The following is a 17,177-nucleotide window of genomic DNA, read 5'->3' on the forward strand; positions in this document are numbered from 1 at the left end:
CCCCCGAGCGTCCCGGCGCCCGCTGGCGCCCTGTTGAACCAAAGTAGCGATTGCAGAGATATTCTGCAAACAATCTCTGCAATGACTGCAGAGAGTCTCTGCAGTACGCTGGGCGGCATGGTCGAGCGCCCCGAGAAGAGAGTGCTCACCGGCCCGGACCTCAAAGCCTTCTACAAGGCACTGTCCAACCCGGTGCGCCGCGACATCCTGAGCTACCTCGGCGAGCACGGCGCAGCGAACTCCACCAGCGTCGCCAAGGCCCTCGGCGAGAGCACTGGCACCACCAGCTACCACCTGCGCAAACTCGCCGACCTCAAGCTGATCGCTGAGATCGAGGAGCGGTCCACCGGCCGGGAACGCTGGTGGAAGTCACTCATGACGGACATCTTCACGCCGCCGGGCCTGGAGTTGACGGCCGACGAGCGCGAGGCCGCGGTGAAGATCGGCGCACTCAAGATGGCTCATGACCTGAACCTGGTCGTGAGCGCATACGCCGGGTACGACTCCTCCGCAGGCTGGAACCAGATCTACCGCGCCGGATTGCGGATGACGAAGGAGCAGGTCGCCACGTTCGTCGAGGAGTACCAGACGCTGCTGCGCAAGTATCTGACGGAGCCCGGTGACCACCCGCCCGGCTCACGGCACATGGCTGTACGCCTGGTGGTTGTGCCCGACGAAGGCCCCCGGCCCACCCTGCCGGCCGAGCCGGACGACGATTAGCGCCGCATCAGACGACAGGGTCCTGGTACCGAGGTCAGCCCAGGGCAGTGACGCCGTCCTCGCCTCGGCCGGCTTGGGCTCGCCGGCGTTCGGCCTGCTGTTTCTTGTCGGCGATGTGCCGCAGGCTCTCCTGCGAGCCGACGACCTCACCGAGCCACTGCATCCGCTGGGCCTCTCCCAGGCGCCGGCGGGTGTTGGTCTCGATCTCCAGCAGACGGGGCTCCTGGAACAGGTCCGGACGGAGCATCGGGCACCTGACACAGGCTTATCCGAACTACCCGGTTCACGGACCGGCGGGGCCGCTCGCAGGCGAGTTGCTGAAAGCAGTGGGCAACAATCTCGGCGCCCAGGAGTGTCCGGGCGTGTCGCGCCGCCGACTCCTGCCGGGTCGCCGTGAATGGGTGTCGTAGGACAGGGGAGAATGCCGGACATGGACGACGCCGACTGCGGTGCGGCGGCGGGCAGGGATCAGTCGAAGTTGAGGCGGCGTCCCCATTCGCTGCTCCAGCCACCACGCCAGACGGCCAGACCCGCGTAGGTGAAAATGCAGCCGACGCCGATGCCCCATCCCCGGCCTTCGTAGCGGATGGCGGCGTCCGCAAGGCGGTGCGGAGTCCATCAAGGGGGATCACGGTGAAGGTGTCGCTGCATTCGTCGGGGCAGTGCTGGACCTCGATCCAGCCTTTGCGGACGAAGGGCAGCAGCGGGGCGAGTTGCCGGTCCACCCAGGCAAGGCGCTCGGCGCCATCCAGGTCGTCCGGCGGATCCTCCCAGATGCCGAACGCCCCCGTGAGCATGCCGCTCGCCTCGGCCGCGCAGACCAGGACTTCGCGTTCCTCAACGCTCAGCTCGTCCCAGGCGGGAAGCGCGCTGGTGTCGGCAGTCGGATGTGCGCCGTCGAACCAGTGCTCGACCGAAACGACCCAACAAAGGTCGAGTCACGCGACCCATCGGACACGGCCTGGTCGTCACCCAGCGCGAGCAGTATCGCGAACTGCTCGCTGTTGGTTCCGGCACAACTGCGGACCTGCAACGGCGGATCCAACCAGCGATGGACGCTGAGCTGCCCCAGTGAGGGCCCCGCACCCAACGCCGGGGCGACATCCGACCGCCGCCCCCGGCGTGGCACCGCGCGACGCCTCGGCCTCCACCAGCCATCACGCCCCGTGCCCGATGGCGAACCGATTCCCGCGAGCTATCCTGTCGACCTGCGGGTGGGTTCTTGGGGAGCTGCATGAACATCGGGGAGATCGCTCGGCGCGCCGGCGTGTCACGCAGCACGGTGTCCTACGCGCTCAGCGGCAAGCGACCCGTCGCGAGCAGCACCCGGAGACGTATCCAGGACGTGATCAACGAGTTGGGGTATCGCCCCAACGCGACCGCGAGGGCCCTCAAGGAGGGCCGGACCCGGACGATCGGTCTCGTGATCCCGCCGGCGGGCAACCGGCTCACGCACATGCAGCTGGACTTCGTCGCCAGCGTGGTCGACGCCGCCGCCCGGGTGGACCTGGATGTGCTGCTGTCCCCTTCGGGCGGGGATCACGACCGTTCCTTCGAGCGGTTGGTCTCGGAGAGCCGCGTGGACGGTGTCATCCTGATGGAGATCCGCCTGGAGGACCCTCGTGTGGGTCGCCTGCAGGATGCCGGGCTGCCCTTCGTCGGCATCGGGCACACGGCCGGTGACCATCAGATGTCCTGGATCGACGTCGATTACGCCGGCTTGATCCAGCACTGCGTACGGCACCTCGCCGATCTGGGGCACCGCCGAGTGGCTCTGATCACTCGATCCCCCGAACTCATCGCGGCCGGTTACGGCCCGGCGCGCAGGGCCAGAGACGGTTTCGAGGCCGCCGTGGCGGAGCGCGGCCTCGACGGCATCGAAGTGCCTTGCGGGGACGACGCTCGCTCCGGCCAGGAATGCGTCGAGGCGCTCCTGCGCAGCCACCCGGACCTCACCGCTGTCACCACCATCAACGAGGCCGCCCTGCCCGGCATCCAGCGCGCGCTGGCGGACACCGGCCTCCAAGTGCCGTACGACTTCTCCATCACCGGAGTGGCGGCCAAGACCTGGGCCGAGGACTTCCGACCGCCGCTCACGGCGGCGGACGTACCGGCCCCGGAAATGGGCGAGAAAGCCGTTTCCTTGCTGGTGGAACGCATCACTGCGCCGGACACCCCACCTCGGCACATCCTGTTGACCCCCCCGATCTCGCTGCGCTCCAGCACAGCCGCCGCACCCACCGGACGGCAGGCGAGAGTCAACGGCGCTTCGCGCTGAGCCGGGCGGGTACGACGATCCCGTCCACAGGACGCCCTCGACGCCGACCGTTCCACAGGCCGAGTCCAGCCAGCCGAGCGCCCTCGCCCGGAGGCCAGCCGGTATCGCCCCTCCCGATCCAGGAGCCGGACCGTGCACGGGCCGAAGCACTTCCCGGTGCATCTGACGTGCGCCATCAGTGCAGGCCAGTAGTCATCGTGTAAGCGCACTGCGCTGACCTCAACCGCCGGCTCCGGGCCCTGCCGCCCCCGCGGAAGCGGCGGGGTTCGCCTGCGTCCTCGGCGGTCCACCCCAGCAGAGTGCCGGCCTCGGCGTACAGTGCGGCAGCGGCCGATGGCCATCCCACACCGGAGTGCGAGCGGATGCAGCAGGTGGTCCCTCCCTTCTTGGCTTCAACCGCCGCGTGGTGCCGGGCGGCCAGCCAGTCCGAGGGACCACAAATTCCGATGGCCTCGCCCGGTCACGCAATGAGGTGGTCGGGTGTAGTGAGAAGCCGGGTGGCGTCGACTGACAGCCGACCGCCAAGCATTCCTTCGCCCCGACCCATCGGCTGTGCGGCGACGCCTGCACCCAGCTCTTCGCACGGGGTCGCAATCGATGTTCGCCGCCGAGTCCTACATCGCCGTCGCCCCGACAGCGTAGGCCAGAGCTGGTCGTCGACGGTCAGGTCGTTCCACTGGACGACGGCGGCGCCGTTGCTGTTGGTCGACTGGGCGACGCCGCCGTTGAAGCCGCTGTTCACGTTCTTGGGTTTGTAATAGCCGTCGCCCGCGTCGGTGAGGGTCCACTTCTGCGAGTCGGCGATGGAGGGCGTGCTCTGAACGACCGCGGCTCCTGGGGTGGTGGAGCCGCTGCGGATGTCCAGGTTGAGGTTGCTGCTGACATTCTTGATGGTCCAGGATCCGCCGCCCGCGGACTGGAAGGTGAACAGCTGGCAAGGGCAGGCGGAGTTCTGCCACTGGTCGGCTGCCGTACCGGTGGCGTTGGAGGCGCCGGGGATGTCCAAGTGCTTGCCGCTGTTCTTGTTGACGAGGGTGTACTGCCCGGTGCCCAGTGGCGGCAGGGCGCTCTGGGCAAGGTTCCAGCGCTGGCAGGCGCAGCCGGTGTCGCTCCACTGAACGGCGGTGGTGCCGGTGGTGGTGGATGCGTTGGGGATTTCGAGGATTTTGCCGGTGCCGCGGTTGGCGACCGTGTAGCCGCCGGCCGGATGCGGAGCGACGGTCCATTCGTGGTCGAGGGTGCCGTTGTCGTCCCACTGCAGGATCTTGGCGCCGTTGGCGGTGGACTGGTTCTCCACGCCGAGGACCTTGCCGCCGGCCACGTTGAAGATCCTGAAGAAGCCGGAAGGCTGCTGCACGAAGCGCCACTGCTGGTCGGTGGCGTTGTCGGTGTTCTGCTGCGTGGCGTAGGCGCCGTCGGCGGTGGAGCCGCCCGCGATGCTCAGCATCAGGTCGCTGTTCGCGTTGGCCACGGTGTAGGTGGCACCGTCCGAGATGCCGCCGCCCAGGTCGATGGTGTCTGCCCCCGGATACCGGACCGCACGCGCCAGCCGAAGCGCGGCCGGGCCGAGTCCACGCCGAGAGGATCAGTGCGGTGTTCCATGGTCAGTCCCCATACCGCGCCACTCTCCGCGCGGTGGGGCTCTTCCGCCGCCGCACTCGTTCCGCCTCCCATGACACCGGCCCCTGACGACACGACACCGGCCGTCGCTGCCAGGACGGTTCGACGAGGTACTGCCGTGCTCTGTTCGCGGGACGGAATCCCATCGCGGACATCACTGACATCGCGGTCGGTGTCGTCTGCACGGTGCGCATCACGTCGTCGCCCGGAGCGGTGCGTCGTCGGCCGCGTGGGGCCGTGCCTGCCTCAGCGATCGAGCGGCTCGTATGCGAACCAGTCGAAGTGCACGGCCCCGGCGGCGGCGAACATTGCGATGATCCGGCCGGTGAAGCCGCCGGCGACCTCCGTGGACAGGTATTTGCCGTCCAACGTGGCGAGTTCGGCGAATGCGCCGTCCGGCTCCTCGATGCCGAGCGAGACGACATCGGGGCCGGTGCGTGCGTCGTTCACCGTGTGTGCGGCAGCCACCTCGATGCGCAGCACCACAGGTCCGGGAGGTGTCGGCCGAGATGCCACGACGGTGTTCAACGGGCCGATGCGGACGCGCACTTGCACCTTGCCGGGCGAGGCCTCGATGTCGTAATGGTGCTGTTCGTCGAGACGGACGGCCAGGCCGCCGTCTCCTTCCGTCACGTCGACCAAGGCCCTCACCCGGCAGGACAGATGTTGCTGCCGCCGGCCGACGAACGTCACGTCGGTGTCGTCGAGTGATCCGCCGCGGGCGTGCAGAGTGAGCCAGCCGGGCCGTTTCTTCGTAGTGCACACCTCCGGAGGTCGGTGCCGCAGCGAAACCCAGTGCGGGGCCAGTTCGCTCAGCTCGAAGTCGTCCCGGTCCGGCACGACGGCTTGCGGGCGCAGCGGCCAGGAGGGCGCGGGCATGGAGGACGACAGTTCACCGACGACCGGCCAGCCGTCGACCCAGTCGACCGGCACCAGAAACGTCTCCCGGCCGAGTACGTGCCATCCGGGGGTGCCACCGCCGGGCCGCACGCCGAGCAGGACCATCCACCACGAGTCGTCCGGTGCCTGCACCAGGTCCGCGTGGCCGGTGTTCTGGACGGTGTGGCCGGTGCCCCGGTGGGTCAGGATCGGGTTGGCGGGGCACGGCTCGAACGGGCCTGTGGGTGTGCGCCCACGGGCGATCGAGACGCTGTGGCAACGCTCGGTGCCGCCCTCGGCGATGAGCAGGTACCAGTAGTCGCCGATCCGGTAGAGGTGCGGTGCTTCCGGGGCCTTGGCGCCGGGGCTGCCGGACCAGAGCCGACGCGGCGGACCGAACGTCTCCCCCGTGTGGGGATCGATGCGGACCTGCCCGACTCCGGCGGTGGTGCACCAGCAGTTGCCGTCGTCGTCCCAGGCGAGGTCCGGGTCGATACCGTGCACGCCGGGCAGCCGGATCGGATCGGACCAGGGCCCGGCCGGGTCGGTGGCCGTGAACAGCAGATTGCCGTCACCGCTCACATTCGTGACGATCAGCCAGAAACGGCCGTCGTGATAGCGCAGTGTGGGCGCGTAGATCCCACCCGAAGACGGCGCGTCGAGCGGCAGGCGCAACTGACTCGGCCGGTCCAGAGCGTTCCCGATCTGGGTCCAGTGCACCAGGTCCCGACTGTGGAAGACGGGCACGCCCGGGAAGTATTCGAAGCTGGAGCAGGCCAGGTAGTAGTCCTCCCCCGCCCGGCAGACGGACGGATCGGGATGAAAGCCGGGGATCACGGGGTTGCTGATGGTGCTGCCCGTCTCGGACATGCTCGACACCCTCATCGAGTCCTTTCACGTTTTCGGCCGCACGGTGGAAACGTCGGCGGAGAGTCTGGGGGCCGCTGGTTCAGCGGGCGGGGTGGAGCTGGACGACCACGATGGAGTAGGCCGGTACGGTCTGGCGGGTCGCGCTGCCCGCCGTAGTGGAGCCGATGGACGTGGCGTTCTTCAGGTACGAGTACACGGTCGGGGTGGCGGAGGAGGGGGTGAACCCGCTGTAGGACAGGGTGACGGTCGCGTCGTTGGCGGGGTCCTTGTTGATGAGCATGACGCTCAAATCGCCGCCTGCCCGTCGCACGGCGTGTGCGGAGACCAGCGGTGTCGAGCCGGTGGCCCGGACCAGCGTGTCCCCCGGCGCACCCAGCTTGGTGATCATCCGGGTGCCGTAGTAGGGCGGGAAGGGCGTGTTCAACGGCGGCTCGCACGAGGCACCGCTGGATAGTATTCCTCCGTCGTCGTAGTCCGAGGCACCTTCGACCGTCGTCACGTGGCTGCAGTCCGTGCCGTTGTGCAGGTTCCACCAGTCGACGGTGAACGCGCCGTTCTCCATCCAGGTCAGGTACTCGTCCGGCGCGAACAGCCCGTTCGGGGAGGTGTTCTTGTAGGCGTTGGCGTTGACCTCCGTCACCGCGATGCCCACGTTGGGCGCGTTGCTCCCGGCGTACTGGTTGATCAGCGACCGCAGCGTGGCGGCCATGTTCGGGATCTCGGCCTGGGGCTTGCCCAGCAGGTCCGACTGGCTGCTGCCGATCGGGTAGTGGTGCGCGATCACGAAGTCGACCTTCGATCCGGCGATCGACATGACCGTGTGGTTCCAGTCCATCGAGTCACCGGGCCCGGTGATGCCGTCCGGCCACGCCCCCGGGGTGGTCAGCACCGCGCCGATCTTGATGGTCGGATCGACGGCCTTCATGGCCGTGGCGTACTGCACGAGGTTGGTCGCGTACGTCGTGGCGGCCTTACTGGCATGGTGGTCGGTTTCCCACGTCGCGCCGTACAGGCCGTTGCCGTAGACCTCGTTGCCGATCTCCCAGTACTTCACGCCGTAGCCCTTGGTCACGTTGGCGTACCGCACCCAGGCCGCAGCCTCGTCGGCCGTGCCCGATCCGTAGTTGGCAGTGATGATCGGCTGCGCGCCGGTGGCGCGAACGGTGCCCATGAAGGTGTCGAACTCCGTGTTGGGCGCGACGTAGCCGCCCTCGACGGTGTGCGTCTGCCAGTGGTAGCCGTCGGCGTAGCTGCCGCCCGGGTAGCGGACCATGCCGGTGCCGGCGTCCTTGAGCAGCCCGGGAACGGCGGGGTGGTTCATGTTGCCGTCGTAGACCGCGACGTTCATGCCGACGCCGGTGGCCGGGATCTTCGCCAGCGCGCGGCCCATGTCGACCGACACCGACGCGGTGACCGCGGCGGCAGTGGCCGACGCCGACGGCGGAGCAGCTGTGCCGGAGCCGGCCGTGGCCAGCGACACAGCAACGGCCGGCCCGATCAAGCGGGCGCGGTACCTGTTGATCAACCTGCGCATGAGCTCCTCCGACGGAATGACGACCGAGGCAGGCGGAATCGAGACGGGCAGCACGGTCAGCGGGCTGCCCGTTGGCCTGGTACCGCTGCCCGTGCGAAAGTTTCGTCACTAGAGCCGGATAGTTTCCAGCGGAGGCTATCGACGGGCACCCCAGTGGTCAATGGCCCCGCAAGCCTCTTCCCACGCGGAACGCGTCGGACGCGCCAGGCGCCAGGCGCCAGGGCAGCCGACGCGCCGCCTGCCGCGGGCGTCAACGCGGTGGGTGACGTGGAGATCGGCCCTGCGAAATCAGCTCTTGGGCGGTGCCGTGCTGTCCCGGACCGTCAGGGTCGTCGCGATCTCCAACCCAACCTGGGGCGCCTCCTCGCCGCGACCGAGCGTGAGCGCGAGCTCGGTCGCGGCTGCGGCCATCTCGGTCAGGGGCTGGTGGACGGTGGTCAGGGGCGGGTCCACCCAGGCCGCGACCGGCAGGTCGTCGAAACCGACGACGCTCAGGTCGTCGGGGATGCGCAGGCCGGCCTCGCGTGCCGCCTGGTAGACGCCGAGCGCCTGCAGGTCGTTGGCGGCGAAGATCGCGGTCGGTCGGTCGGGTTGGGTTAGCAGGGAACGTGCCACTACGCAGCCGTCCTCCTGCGTGAGCGGCGCGTGCACGACCAGTTCCGGGTCGACCGGCAGGCCCGCGGCCTGCATCGCGGATCGGTATCCGTCCATCCGGGCGCAGCAGTACAGCTGATCCTGAGGGCCGCCGATCATGGCGATGCGCCGGTGCCCGAGTTCGGTGAGGTGGCGGGTCGCGGCCCGGCCGCCGGACCAGTTGGTGGCGCCCACGAACGGAACGTCGTCCGGCAGCTCCGTGGCGGGATCGAAGACGACGAACGGGATGCCTTTCGCCTTCAGTTGCGCGCGCTCGGCCTCGGAGAGCTGGGCCACGGACAAGACGCAGTTCGGACGTCGGAAGACGGTGTCGTCCCAGGTGGGCGGGTCGGTTTCGTGCAGCCCGAACTCGGACACCATGACGCCCACGCGATGCCGGCGGGCCACCCGCTCGACGCCGCGGATGATCTCGATCGCCCACATGTGCTTGAGCTCGCGGAACACGAGTTCCACGACGTTGTTCCGGTTGGCGCCCGTGGGCCTGTGGTAGCCGTACCTGTTGACCAGTTCCTCGACCCGCGCGCGCGTGTCCGCGGAGACCCCCGACTTGCCGTTGATCACCTTGGACACGGTCGGGACCGAAACCCCCGCCGACTCGGCGATGTACGCGATGGTGACCGGCCGGGAAGTGTCGCCCTGCCCGCCGTCCTTGTCCACCGGCCCGTCAACTGCATGGTCCGCCAAGGTCGCCTTCCCGATCATCGAACCGCTCGCGCCCGGCCAAGGGCCTGACGCGTGAGCCGGTTGAGCAGTGGCGTATGGGTGCGCCACGGCCATTCTCGCATCTCTTACCGACGAACCTGTGGCCTCGGACCCATCTTCATGTTAATTTCTCCGCCGCATGCAGCGAAACTTTCCTTCACCGCTCGCATTCCGGCCGCACTCCGGCCGAGCCCCGCACCGTCCGGCATGGACGATCCGTCGACGCTGTGGCCTCCGGCACGGACGGCCGGCGAAGTCCCGGTCTCCCCGCGCAGCGAGCCGGCCTTGGCTCATCCCGGACTCCCTTGACCTCGCGCGGGCGCGATTCCTGTCCGCATCGGTGATGTGACGTATCCATCGGCATCCGTGGTGGTGATCGGGGCGCCGTCCTGGCCCGCCGTCATGGAGCGCGGGAGCCCCGGCGCCTTGCCGGGCGTCCGCATGGACGACGCGGTCGGCACATCGAGCAGTCCATGACGTTCTCGCTGCTCAGAGCTGGTGAGCCGGGTCGGCATCCCTTCGTCCGTGCCGGTCCGCTCCTGTCCTTGCGTCCCGAACGCGTCCCGAATCCGCCGTTGGACAACAACCGTCCGACCATGCCGGGCGGTCGCCCCAGCTCGGAAAGGGGTCATGAACCCGCCCGCAGCGGATTCCCCTTCCGACACGCAGAGGCTCCGCCCCGGTGCTCGGGGCAGAGCCTCTGTGGCCGTCGCCACCGTGTCCGCGCAGAGCGTGTCCGAGCTCGCTCTGCCGGTTCCGGTTGGAGCACCGGTCGGCCGGGAGCCTCAGGACCGCGAGGCCGCGTGATCCTCGACGACCAGTCCCGCAGGTGCCGAAACCGACTCGATCCGCCCGTCGGAGCCGATGGTCACGTCGAGCCGTCCTCCCCCGACGGTGAGCCCTTGGAGGGTGAGTGCGCCGACGGGGAGTGGGCCGGTCGGCCGGAGGTGGAGGCGGCCGGCGGGTACGTCGGGTTCCAGCCCGGTCAGCGCGGTCATGAGGGCGATGGCCGATGCGGCCGACCAGGCCTGTGGCCTGCAGGCGGCCGGGTAGGGGACCGGGGCGGGGGTGTCGGCGCGTGTGTCGCCGCCCCACAGTTCCGGCAGCCGGTAGTCGAAGGCCGGCGCCGCGTCGAGGATGCCCTCGATGAGCCGGGCGGCGGCTTCGGGATGTCCGGTGCGGGCGAGGCCGGTGACGGCGATGGCGGTGTCGTGCGGCCAGACGGCGCCGCAGTGGTAGCGCAGCGGGCCGAAGCCGCCGGACCGGGACGACATCGTGCGCAGTCCGTAGGCGTCGGACATGTCCGGGGCGGCGAGTCGTGCGGCGACGGCGGCGGTCTCGTCGGCGTTGAGGATGCCGGTGGCCAGGAGGTGGCCCATGTTGCTCGTGACGGAGTCGACGGGGCGGCCCGAGCCGTCGAGTGCCATGGCGGGGTAGGGCCCGTGCCGGTCGGAGACCCAGAACCGGGCGCGGAACCGGTCGGCGAGGTCGGCCGCGAAGGTCCGCCAGTGTTCGCCGTCGGGCAGTCCGAAGGCGTCGAGGAGTGCCGCCCCGGCGAGGGCCGCCTCGTAGGCGTAGCCCTGTACTTCGGCGAGAGCCAGGGGAGCCTCGGCGAGGCGACCGTCGGCGAACCGGGCGGCGTCCGCGGAGTCCTTCCAGCCCTGGTTGGCCAGGCCGGTGCCGGTGTGGTCGATGTAGGAGAGGAACCCGTCACCGGCCCGGGCTGCGGCGTCGATCCAGCCGAGGGCCGCCTTGAGCGCGGGCAGCAGCGGTTCGATGTCGGCGGCGGGCAGGCCCCAGCGCCATGCGTCGTGGAGCAGGCAGATCCACAGGGGGGTCGCGTCGACCGTGCCGTAGTAGACCGGTGGCAGGCGAAGGCCCATGCCGTCGTCGAAAACCCCGCGCCGCATCTCGTGGAGGATCTTGCCCGGCTCTTCCTCCGCCGCCGGATCGGTGCGGGTGCCCTGTTGGGCGGCCAGGGTGCGCAGGGTGCCCAGTGCGAGGTCGGTGCCCAGGGGCAGGAGCATCCGTGCGGCCCACAGACTGTCCCGGCCGAAGAGCGTGAAGAACCACGGGACACCCGCGGCGAGGAAGGTGTCGCCGGGCGATGCGGCCGTCGCCATGCGCAACGCGTGGAGGTCGTCCAGGCTCTGCGCGACGAGGGCGGGCAGGCGGCGGTCGTCCGCGGTGACATCCGGACGCTGCCAGGTGGGCCGGAAGTCTGCGGCCGTGACGACCGCGTCGGGTTCCGAGACGTCGACGGCCAGGTGCAGGTCGGTGCTCTCGCCGGGCTTGAGCGTGAGGGTCCAGGTCAGCGTGGAACGCTCGGCGTCGGGCGTCGCGCCGGGGGCGCTGACGGCGACCTCGACGGCCCCGTCGCCCCAGTGCAACACGCCGTCGCCGGAGGACAGTTCGCTCGTCGGCTTGGCGGGAGACCGGGGCGCCAGGCCCGCCTTGGTGTGATCCAGTGTCACGAGGTCCCCGGCGACTTCGACCCGGACGGCGAGATGCACCGGCGTCGTCGCGGTGGATCGGACGGTGAGCTGTTCGGTGAGCCCGCCGGGAGTGACGGTGCGCCGTCGGTCGACCCGGACGGTCGGGTCGGGAACGGCGTCGCCGAGCGCCTGGGCCAGGCCGACGAAACGGCTGCGGCCCGGTCCGTCCGTCGCGTTCATGACCGCGACGACCGGCAGCCAGCCCTCGCCCGCGCTCTCGGCTGAGCCCCCGCCATCGCCGCCGGCAACGGAAGGGGCCTCCCCGGGATGCTCGCCGGACGGTGCGACATCGGGGCGCAGCGTCACGCGCAGCAGGCTCACCGCGCGTACGTCGGCGTGGAAGAGCCCGTGCACGGCGGCCCCGGGTGCGGCGGCGTCGAGGTTGCCGTCCGGCCGGGACAGGACGACCGTCGGGGCGGCGAGGGTGACCGAGAGGTCGTGCAGGAGCGGCTGCCGCTCGGGTGAAGTCATGGAAGCTCCGTCCGGTGCCCTCGTGTCTCGTGGGCGGTTTGTGAGGGCGATTCGTGACTGCGCCGACTCTTGACAGCCCGGGCGCCGATCGCCACAGTAACCCATTGGAACGCTAAATTTAACGTTCAAATCCAAGCGGACGGCGACGCACCGCGGTGCCGCAACGGCGGATACGCTGCGGCGCAGTGAACTTGTGGAGGTGGCATCGCGATGGCGCGAGTAACACTCGAGAGCGTGGCGCGGCATGCCTCCGTGTCGACACAGACCGTGTCCAACGTCATCAACGCTCCGCACCGGGTGCGACCGGAGACCCTGGCCCGCGTGCAGGCCGCCATCAAGGAACTCAACTACCGCCCGAACCAGGCTTCACGGACGCTGCGGACCCGGCGTTCACGTCTGATCGGCGCCCGCATCGAGCCGCTGCGCGATGGCGTCAACGGCGCCGTCCTGGCCCAGTTCCTCCAGTCGCTGACCGCCCGTACCCAGGAGGCCGGCTATCGGGTCGTGGTGTTCACGGCGACCGACGACGACCACGAGTGCTCCCTGTACGAGCAGCTTCTCGACGATCACGACCTCGATGCCTTCGTCCTGCACGCCACTCACGCCGGCGACCGCCGGACGGCGTGGCTGACCGAGCGCCGGGTGCCCTTCGTGACCTTCGGCCGGCCCTGGGGGGCTGAACCCGAGGCCCCTGAACGGCATGGCTGGGTCGATGTCGACGGCGCGCAAGGGACTCTTGCCGCGACCCGGCACCTCATCGAGACCGGCCACCGGCGGATCGCCTTCCTCGGCTGGCCGGAGGGTCTGGAGGTAGGTGACGACCGGCGCGGCGGCTGGTCCGCCCTCCTCGCCGTGTCCGGGATCGACACCCCTGCCGGCTACGACGCGGGCGTCCCCGACGGGCTCGACACCGGCCGTGAGGCTGCCGCGGCGATGCTCGACCTGCCCACTCCACCGACCGCGATCGTCTGTGCGAGCGACTCGCTGGCCCTCGGGGCCTGGACCGAGATCACCACGCGTGGACTGCGTCCGGGGGCCGACGTCGCGGTGGTCGGCTTCGACGACTCCCCGACCGCAGGGGTCGTCGGCCTGAGCAGCGTGGCACAGCCCTACGACGAGGCCGCCGCCGCCTGCCTGCGGATGCTCCAGGAACTGCTGGCGACTCCCGAACCCCCGGCCATCCCGCCCGCCCCGGTCCTGCTGCCGCCCCGGCTCGTCGTCCGCGCGAGCGGCTGAGCCGCACCGCCGCACCCGAACCTTCTCCCCCTGCCAAGCGGCTCAGCCCGCTCGGCCAACACCCGCGATCCCGCTCACAGCCCCACTGCGGCGACGGGATGCGGTCCCCTCCACCACCGGCGCGTCAAGCCGGCCTGCACAAGGAGATTTATCATGAGAAATCCGCGTACTCGCTGGGCTGTTGGTGGCGTCGCCCTGCTGTCGCTCAGCCTGTCGGCCTGTGGTGGCAGTGGGTTCGACGACAAAGACAAGGCGGACAGCCAGGCGTCGTCGGGCCCCGCGTCGATCAAGGTCCTCGTCGCCGCCAGCGGCGACGCCGAGATGAAGGCAGTCACGGACGCGGCCAGCGCATGGGGGACGAAGTCCGGCAACAAGGCGACCGTCACCCAGGCACAGAACATCGACCAGCAGCTCGGCCAGGGCTTCGCCTCGAACAACCCGCCGGACGTCTTCTACGTCGACGCCGCTCGCTTCGCGACGTACGCGAGCGCCGGCAGTCTCGAACCGTACGGCGACAGTTTCGAGGGAAAGGACGACTTCTACCCCGCTCTCCGGCAGGCCTTCACCTACGACAGCAAGCTCTACTGCGTCCCCAAGGACTTCTCCACGCTCGGCCTGCAGATCAACACCACGGCGTGGGCGAAGGCCGGCCTGACCGACGCCGACATCCCCACCACGTGGGAGCAACTGGCGTCCGTGGCGAAGAAGCTGACGACGAGCAAGCAGGTCGGCCTCGCACTCGGCGACACGCGCGACCGGATCGGCGCCTTCATGGTCCAGGCCGGCGGATGGGTGACGAACAAGGACGCCACCAAGGTCACCGCGGACTCCCCCGAGAACCTCAAGGCCCTGAAGTTCGTCCGGTCGCTGCTCGCCGACGGCTCGGCCAAGTACCCCAAGCAGCTCGACTCCGGCTGGCCGGGCGAAGCCTTCGGCAAGCAGAAGGCCGCCATGACGATCGAGGGCAACTGGATCGCCGGCGCCATGAAGAGCGACTACCCGGGCGTCAAGTACAAGACGGTCCCGCTGCCGGCCGGTCCCGCCGGCAAGGGCACACTCGCCTTCACCCAGTGCTGGGGCATAGCGGCCAAGAGCAAGCACAAGGCCGCGGCCATCGACTTCGTCAGGGCGATGACCTCGAAGAACGCCGAGCTGACCTTCGCCGAGGCGATCGGCGTGATGCCGTCGCGGCAGTCCGCCCAGGCCGACTACGTCGCCCAGTTCCCGCAGGACAAGGCGTTCATCGACGGCGCCGCGTACGCCCAGGCCCCGGTGAACGTCGCGAAGATCGACCAGGTGCTCGCCGACTTCGACACCGGCCTTCAGTCACTGCCCGACGCCGACCCGAAGCAGATCCTCGCGCGGCTTCAGAAGAACGCGCAGGCGGTCGTAGTCCAGTAACCCGGGACCACCCGCACCACCCGGACGCGAACAAAGCGAGAGTGAACCTGCGATGAGTGAACCGAATCCCGGGCCCGCACAGGGCCCGGGCAGCGGCCCGGAGGCGGCCCGGACTGCAGCCGCCGCAAAGGCCCGCAGGGGCCGAGGCCGCCGTGACCGAGCCCCCCGCGGCGGTATCCGAGGCCGGGAAGGTCTCGCCGGCTGGCTGTTCGTCTCACCCGTCCTCGTCGTACTCGGACTCTTCCTGGTCGTGCCGATCCTCATGGCGCTCTGGGTGAGCCTGTCCGACTGGAACGGCCAGGGCAGCCCCTTGTCCTCAGGCGTGCACTTCGTCGGCGGGCAGAACTACGCGCCGCTGGTCACCGAGCCCGGTCTGACGCAGAGCGACTTCATGATGAGCCTGCGCAACAACGGCTACTACGTGCTCTTCGTCGTCCCGCTGCAGACCGCGCTCGCGCTGGGCCTGGCGCTCCTGGTCAACGGACGACGCCTGAAGGGCAAGGGATTCTTCCGCACCGCTTACTACTTCCCGTCGGTGACGAGCTCGGTCGCGATCTCGGTCGTCTTCCTGTTCATCTTCTCCTCCAGCGGTGTCGTCAACGCCCTGCTGGCGAAGATCGGAGTCGACGGACCGGCCTGGTTCGCCGATCCACGCGGCATCGTCCATCTCGCCCTCGGCACCTTCGGTGTGAACAACGACGCGCCGCCGTCCGCACTCGTCGACACCACCGTGGGTGGTCTGTCCCTGTGGGACTGGCTCTCCGGCCCCAGCGTGGCCATGTGCGCGATCATCACCCTGGTCGTGTGGACGACGGCGGGCACGTTCATGCTCATGTTCCTCGCCGCGCTCCAGGACATCCCGCTCGAGGTCGAGGAGGCCGCCGAGATCGACGGCACCGGGCGCTGGCAACGGTTCCGCCACGTCACACTGCCCATGCTCAAACCGACCCTCTTCCTCGTCCTGACCCTCGGACTCATCGGCACCTGGCAGGTCTTCGACCAGATCTACGTCATGACCCGGGGCGGACCGGGCAAGACGACGATGACTCCCGCGTTCCTGTCGTACCAGTCCTCGTTCATCGACAACGAGTGGGGACAGGGCAGCGCCATCGCCTTCATCCTCTTCGCAATCATCGTCGCGATGACGCTCCTCCAGCGGTTCGTGCTGCGCGACAAGGACGAGGCCCGCGCCAGGGCCGCCACACGGCGCGCGGCGAAAGCGGCCCGCTCCGGGTCCGGCCCTGCCACGGAGGCGACCTGATGACCCGGACCGCCGCGACGGCCCACCCCGCCCGACCCGGAACCGGCGCAACCGCGCCCACCACCGCAGCCGCCCCGGCGGCCACAGCCGACGTCCACAACAGAGGCACGCGATGAGCCCACAGCACAAGCTCGCCGACGCAGACAGCGCAGCGCACGCAGACGACACACCCCCAACCCGCAGCGCAGGCAAGCGCACACGCCACGGCAGCGGTCTCACCCGTGCGCTCGGCTACACCGCCCTCGTCGCCATCGCGCTCCTCTACATCTACCCGTTCCTCATCCAGCTCGCGACGAGCTTCAAGACCGACGCGGACGCCACCGGCCACCCGCTGTCCTTGTGGCCGCAGCACTTCACGACAGCAGCGTTCAGCCGACTCGCCGAAGCGGACTATCCGCGTTGGTTCGCCAACTCCGTCGTCGTCTCGCTCTTCGTCACCGCGGGCCGCGTGTTCTTCGACTCCCTGGCCGGATACGCACTGGCCCGGCTGCGCTTCCGCGGCCGGGGCGCACTGTTCGCCGCCGTCATCGCCGTCATGGCCGTGCCCGGCGTCGTCCTGCTCATCCCGAAATTCCTCGTCCTCAACCAGCTCGGGATGTACGACTCCTACTCGGGCATGATCGTCCCGCTCCTCGCCGACGCCGCGGGGGTGTTCATCATGAAGCAGTTCTTCGAGTCGATCCCCGTCAGCGTCGAGGAAGCAGCCCGGATCGACGGCGCGAACACCTTCCGGATATTCTGGTCCATCGTCCTTCCGATGGCCCGGCCGGCCCTCATCACCCTGACGATCCTGTCGTTCCAGGGATCGTGGAACGAACTGCCGCACTTCATCGTGTCCCGGCAGAGCCCGGAACTGAACACCCTCACATCCGGGGTCGCCTCACTCGTCTCCGGCCAGCTCGGCCTGGGCAACCAGTACCCGATCAAGCTCGCGGCGACCCTGCTCATGACCATCCCCGTGGCCCTGGTGTTCTTCGCCTTCCAGCGGCACTTCGTCCGAGGCGGGACGGCAGGCGCGACCAAGGGGTAGCCGGGCGAGGCACCCGAAATCCGTTG

14 protein-coding genes are annotated in these 17,177 nt (G+C 69.4%); 7 read left to right on the forward strand and 7 right to left on the reverse strand.

Annotated elements, in window-relative coordinates:
- The first annotated feature begins 81 nt into the window (after positions 1-81).
- On the forward strand, positions 82-720 hold the full coding sequence (locus OG289_RS06830; RefSeq protein ID WP_327313098.1) for an ArsR/SmtB family transcription factor: 639 nt from the start codon (positions 82-84) through the stop codon (positions 718-720).
- 34 nt (positions 721-754) lie between these two features.
- Here OG289_RS06830 and OG289_RS06835 read toward each other — a convergent pair whose 3' ends face one another.
- On the reverse strand, positions 755-967 hold the full coding sequence (locus OG289_RS06835; protein ID WP_327313099.1) for a hypothetical protein: 213 nt from the start codon (positions 965-967) through the stop codon (positions 755-757).
- A 987-nt stretch (positions 968-1,954) separates the two neighbouring features.
- On the opposite strand from OG289_RS06835, the gene OG289_RS06840 reads away from it, so the two are divergent.
- Positions 1,955-2,998, forward strand: coding sequence for a LacI family DNA-binding transcriptional regulator (locus tag OG289_RS06840; protein ID WP_327313100.1), 1,044 nt, complete (start codon positions 1,955-1,957; stop codon positions 2,996-2,998).
- Between the two features lie 460 nt (positions 2,999-3,458).
- On the opposite strand, the gene OG289_RS06845 is transcribed toward OG289_RS06840, so the two are convergent.
- From OG289_RS06845 to OG289_RS06855, 4 genes are all read right to left on the reverse strand, one after another.
- Entirely contained in the window at positions 3,459-4,547 is a 1,089-nt protein-coding gene (locus OG289_RS06845) for an RICIN domain-containing protein (RefSeq protein WP_327320605.1), read from the reverse strand.
- Positions 4,445-4,672: a glycoside hydrolase family 78 protein gene (locus OG289_RS49590; protein WP_442818875.1), complete on the reverse strand. Its 228-nt coding sequence runs from the start codon at positions 4,670-4,672 to the stop codon at positions 4,445-4,447. Before OG289_RS49590 ends, OG289_RS06845 begins: the two co-directional genes overlap by 103 nt.
- 192 nt (positions 4,673-4,864) lie before the next feature.
- Complete coding sequence (locus OG289_RS06850) at positions 4,865-6,367, reverse strand: glycoside hydrolase family 43 protein (RefSeq protein ID WP_327313101.1); 1,503 nt, start codon at positions 6,365-6,367, stop codon at positions 4,865-4,867.
- A gap of 79 nt (positions 6,368-6,446) precedes the next feature.
- The gene (locus OG289_RS06855; protein WP_327313102.1) at positions 6,447-7,757 is read right to left on the reverse strand and encodes a cellulose-binding protein; all 1,311 of its coding nucleotides are present in this window, start codon (positions 7,755-7,757) and stop codon (positions 6,447-6,449) included.
- On the opposite strand from OG289_RS06855, the gene OG289_RS06860 reads away from it, so the two are divergent.
- Entirely contained in the window at positions 7,756-8,013 is a 258-nt protein-coding gene (locus OG289_RS06860; RefSeq protein WP_327313103.1) for a hypothetical protein, read from the forward strand. The genes OG289_RS06855 and OG289_RS06860 overlap by 2 nt on opposite strands.
- Before the next feature lie 176 nt (positions 8,014-8,189).
- Here OG289_RS06860 and OG289_RS06865 read toward each other — a convergent pair whose 3' ends face one another.
- Both OG289_RS06865 and OG289_RS06870 read right to left on the reverse strand, forming a co-directional pair.
- Positions 8,190-9,257 (reverse strand): LacI family DNA-binding transcriptional regulator, encoded by a 1,068-nt coding sequence (locus OG289_RS06865; protein ID WP_327313104.1) that lies wholly within the window; start codon positions 9,255-9,257, stop codon positions 8,190-8,192.
- 785 nt (positions 9,258-10,042) lie between these two features.
- Entirely contained in the window at positions 10,043-12,223 is a 2,181-nt protein-coding gene (locus OG289_RS06870) for a glycogen debranching N-terminal domain-containing protein (protein WP_327313105.1), read from the reverse strand.
- A 210-nt stretch (positions 12,224-12,433) separates the two neighbouring features.
- On the opposite strand from OG289_RS06870, the gene OG289_RS06875 reads away from it, so the two are divergent.
- The 4 genes from OG289_RS06875 to OG289_RS06890 all read left to right on the forward strand — a co-directional run bounded on the left by OG289_RS06875 (position 12,434) and on the right by OG289_RS06890 (position 17,151).
- On the forward strand, positions 12,434-13,459 hold the full coding sequence (locus OG289_RS06875; RefSeq protein ID WP_327313106.1) for a LacI family DNA-binding transcriptional regulator: 1,026 nt from the start codon (positions 12,434-12,436) through the stop codon (positions 13,457-13,459).
- Positions 13,460-13,612: 153 nt separating this feature from the next.
- Positions 13,613-14,860 (forward strand): sugar ABC transporter substrate-binding protein, encoded by a 1,248-nt coding sequence (locus OG289_RS06880; protein WP_327313107.1) that lies wholly within the window; start codon positions 13,613-13,615, stop codon positions 14,858-14,860.
- Positions 14,861-14,912: 52 nt separating this feature from the next.
- On the forward strand, positions 14,913-16,121 hold the full coding sequence (locus tag OG289_RS06885) for a carbohydrate ABC transporter permease (RefSeq protein ID WP_327313108.1): 1,209 nt from the start codon (positions 14,913-14,915) through the stop codon (positions 16,119-16,121).
- A gap of 112 nt (positions 16,122-16,233) precedes the next feature.
- Entirely contained in the window at positions 16,234-17,151 is a 918-nt protein-coding gene (locus OG289_RS06890; RefSeq protein ID WP_327313109.1) for a carbohydrate ABC transporter permease, read from the forward strand.
- The last annotated feature ends 26 nt before the right edge of the window (positions 17,152-17,177 follow it).

It is taken from the genome of Streptomyces sp. NBC_01235 (assembly GCF_035989285.1).
Lineage (GTDB): Bacteria > Actinomycetota > Actinomycetes > Streptomycetales > Streptomycetaceae > Streptomyces.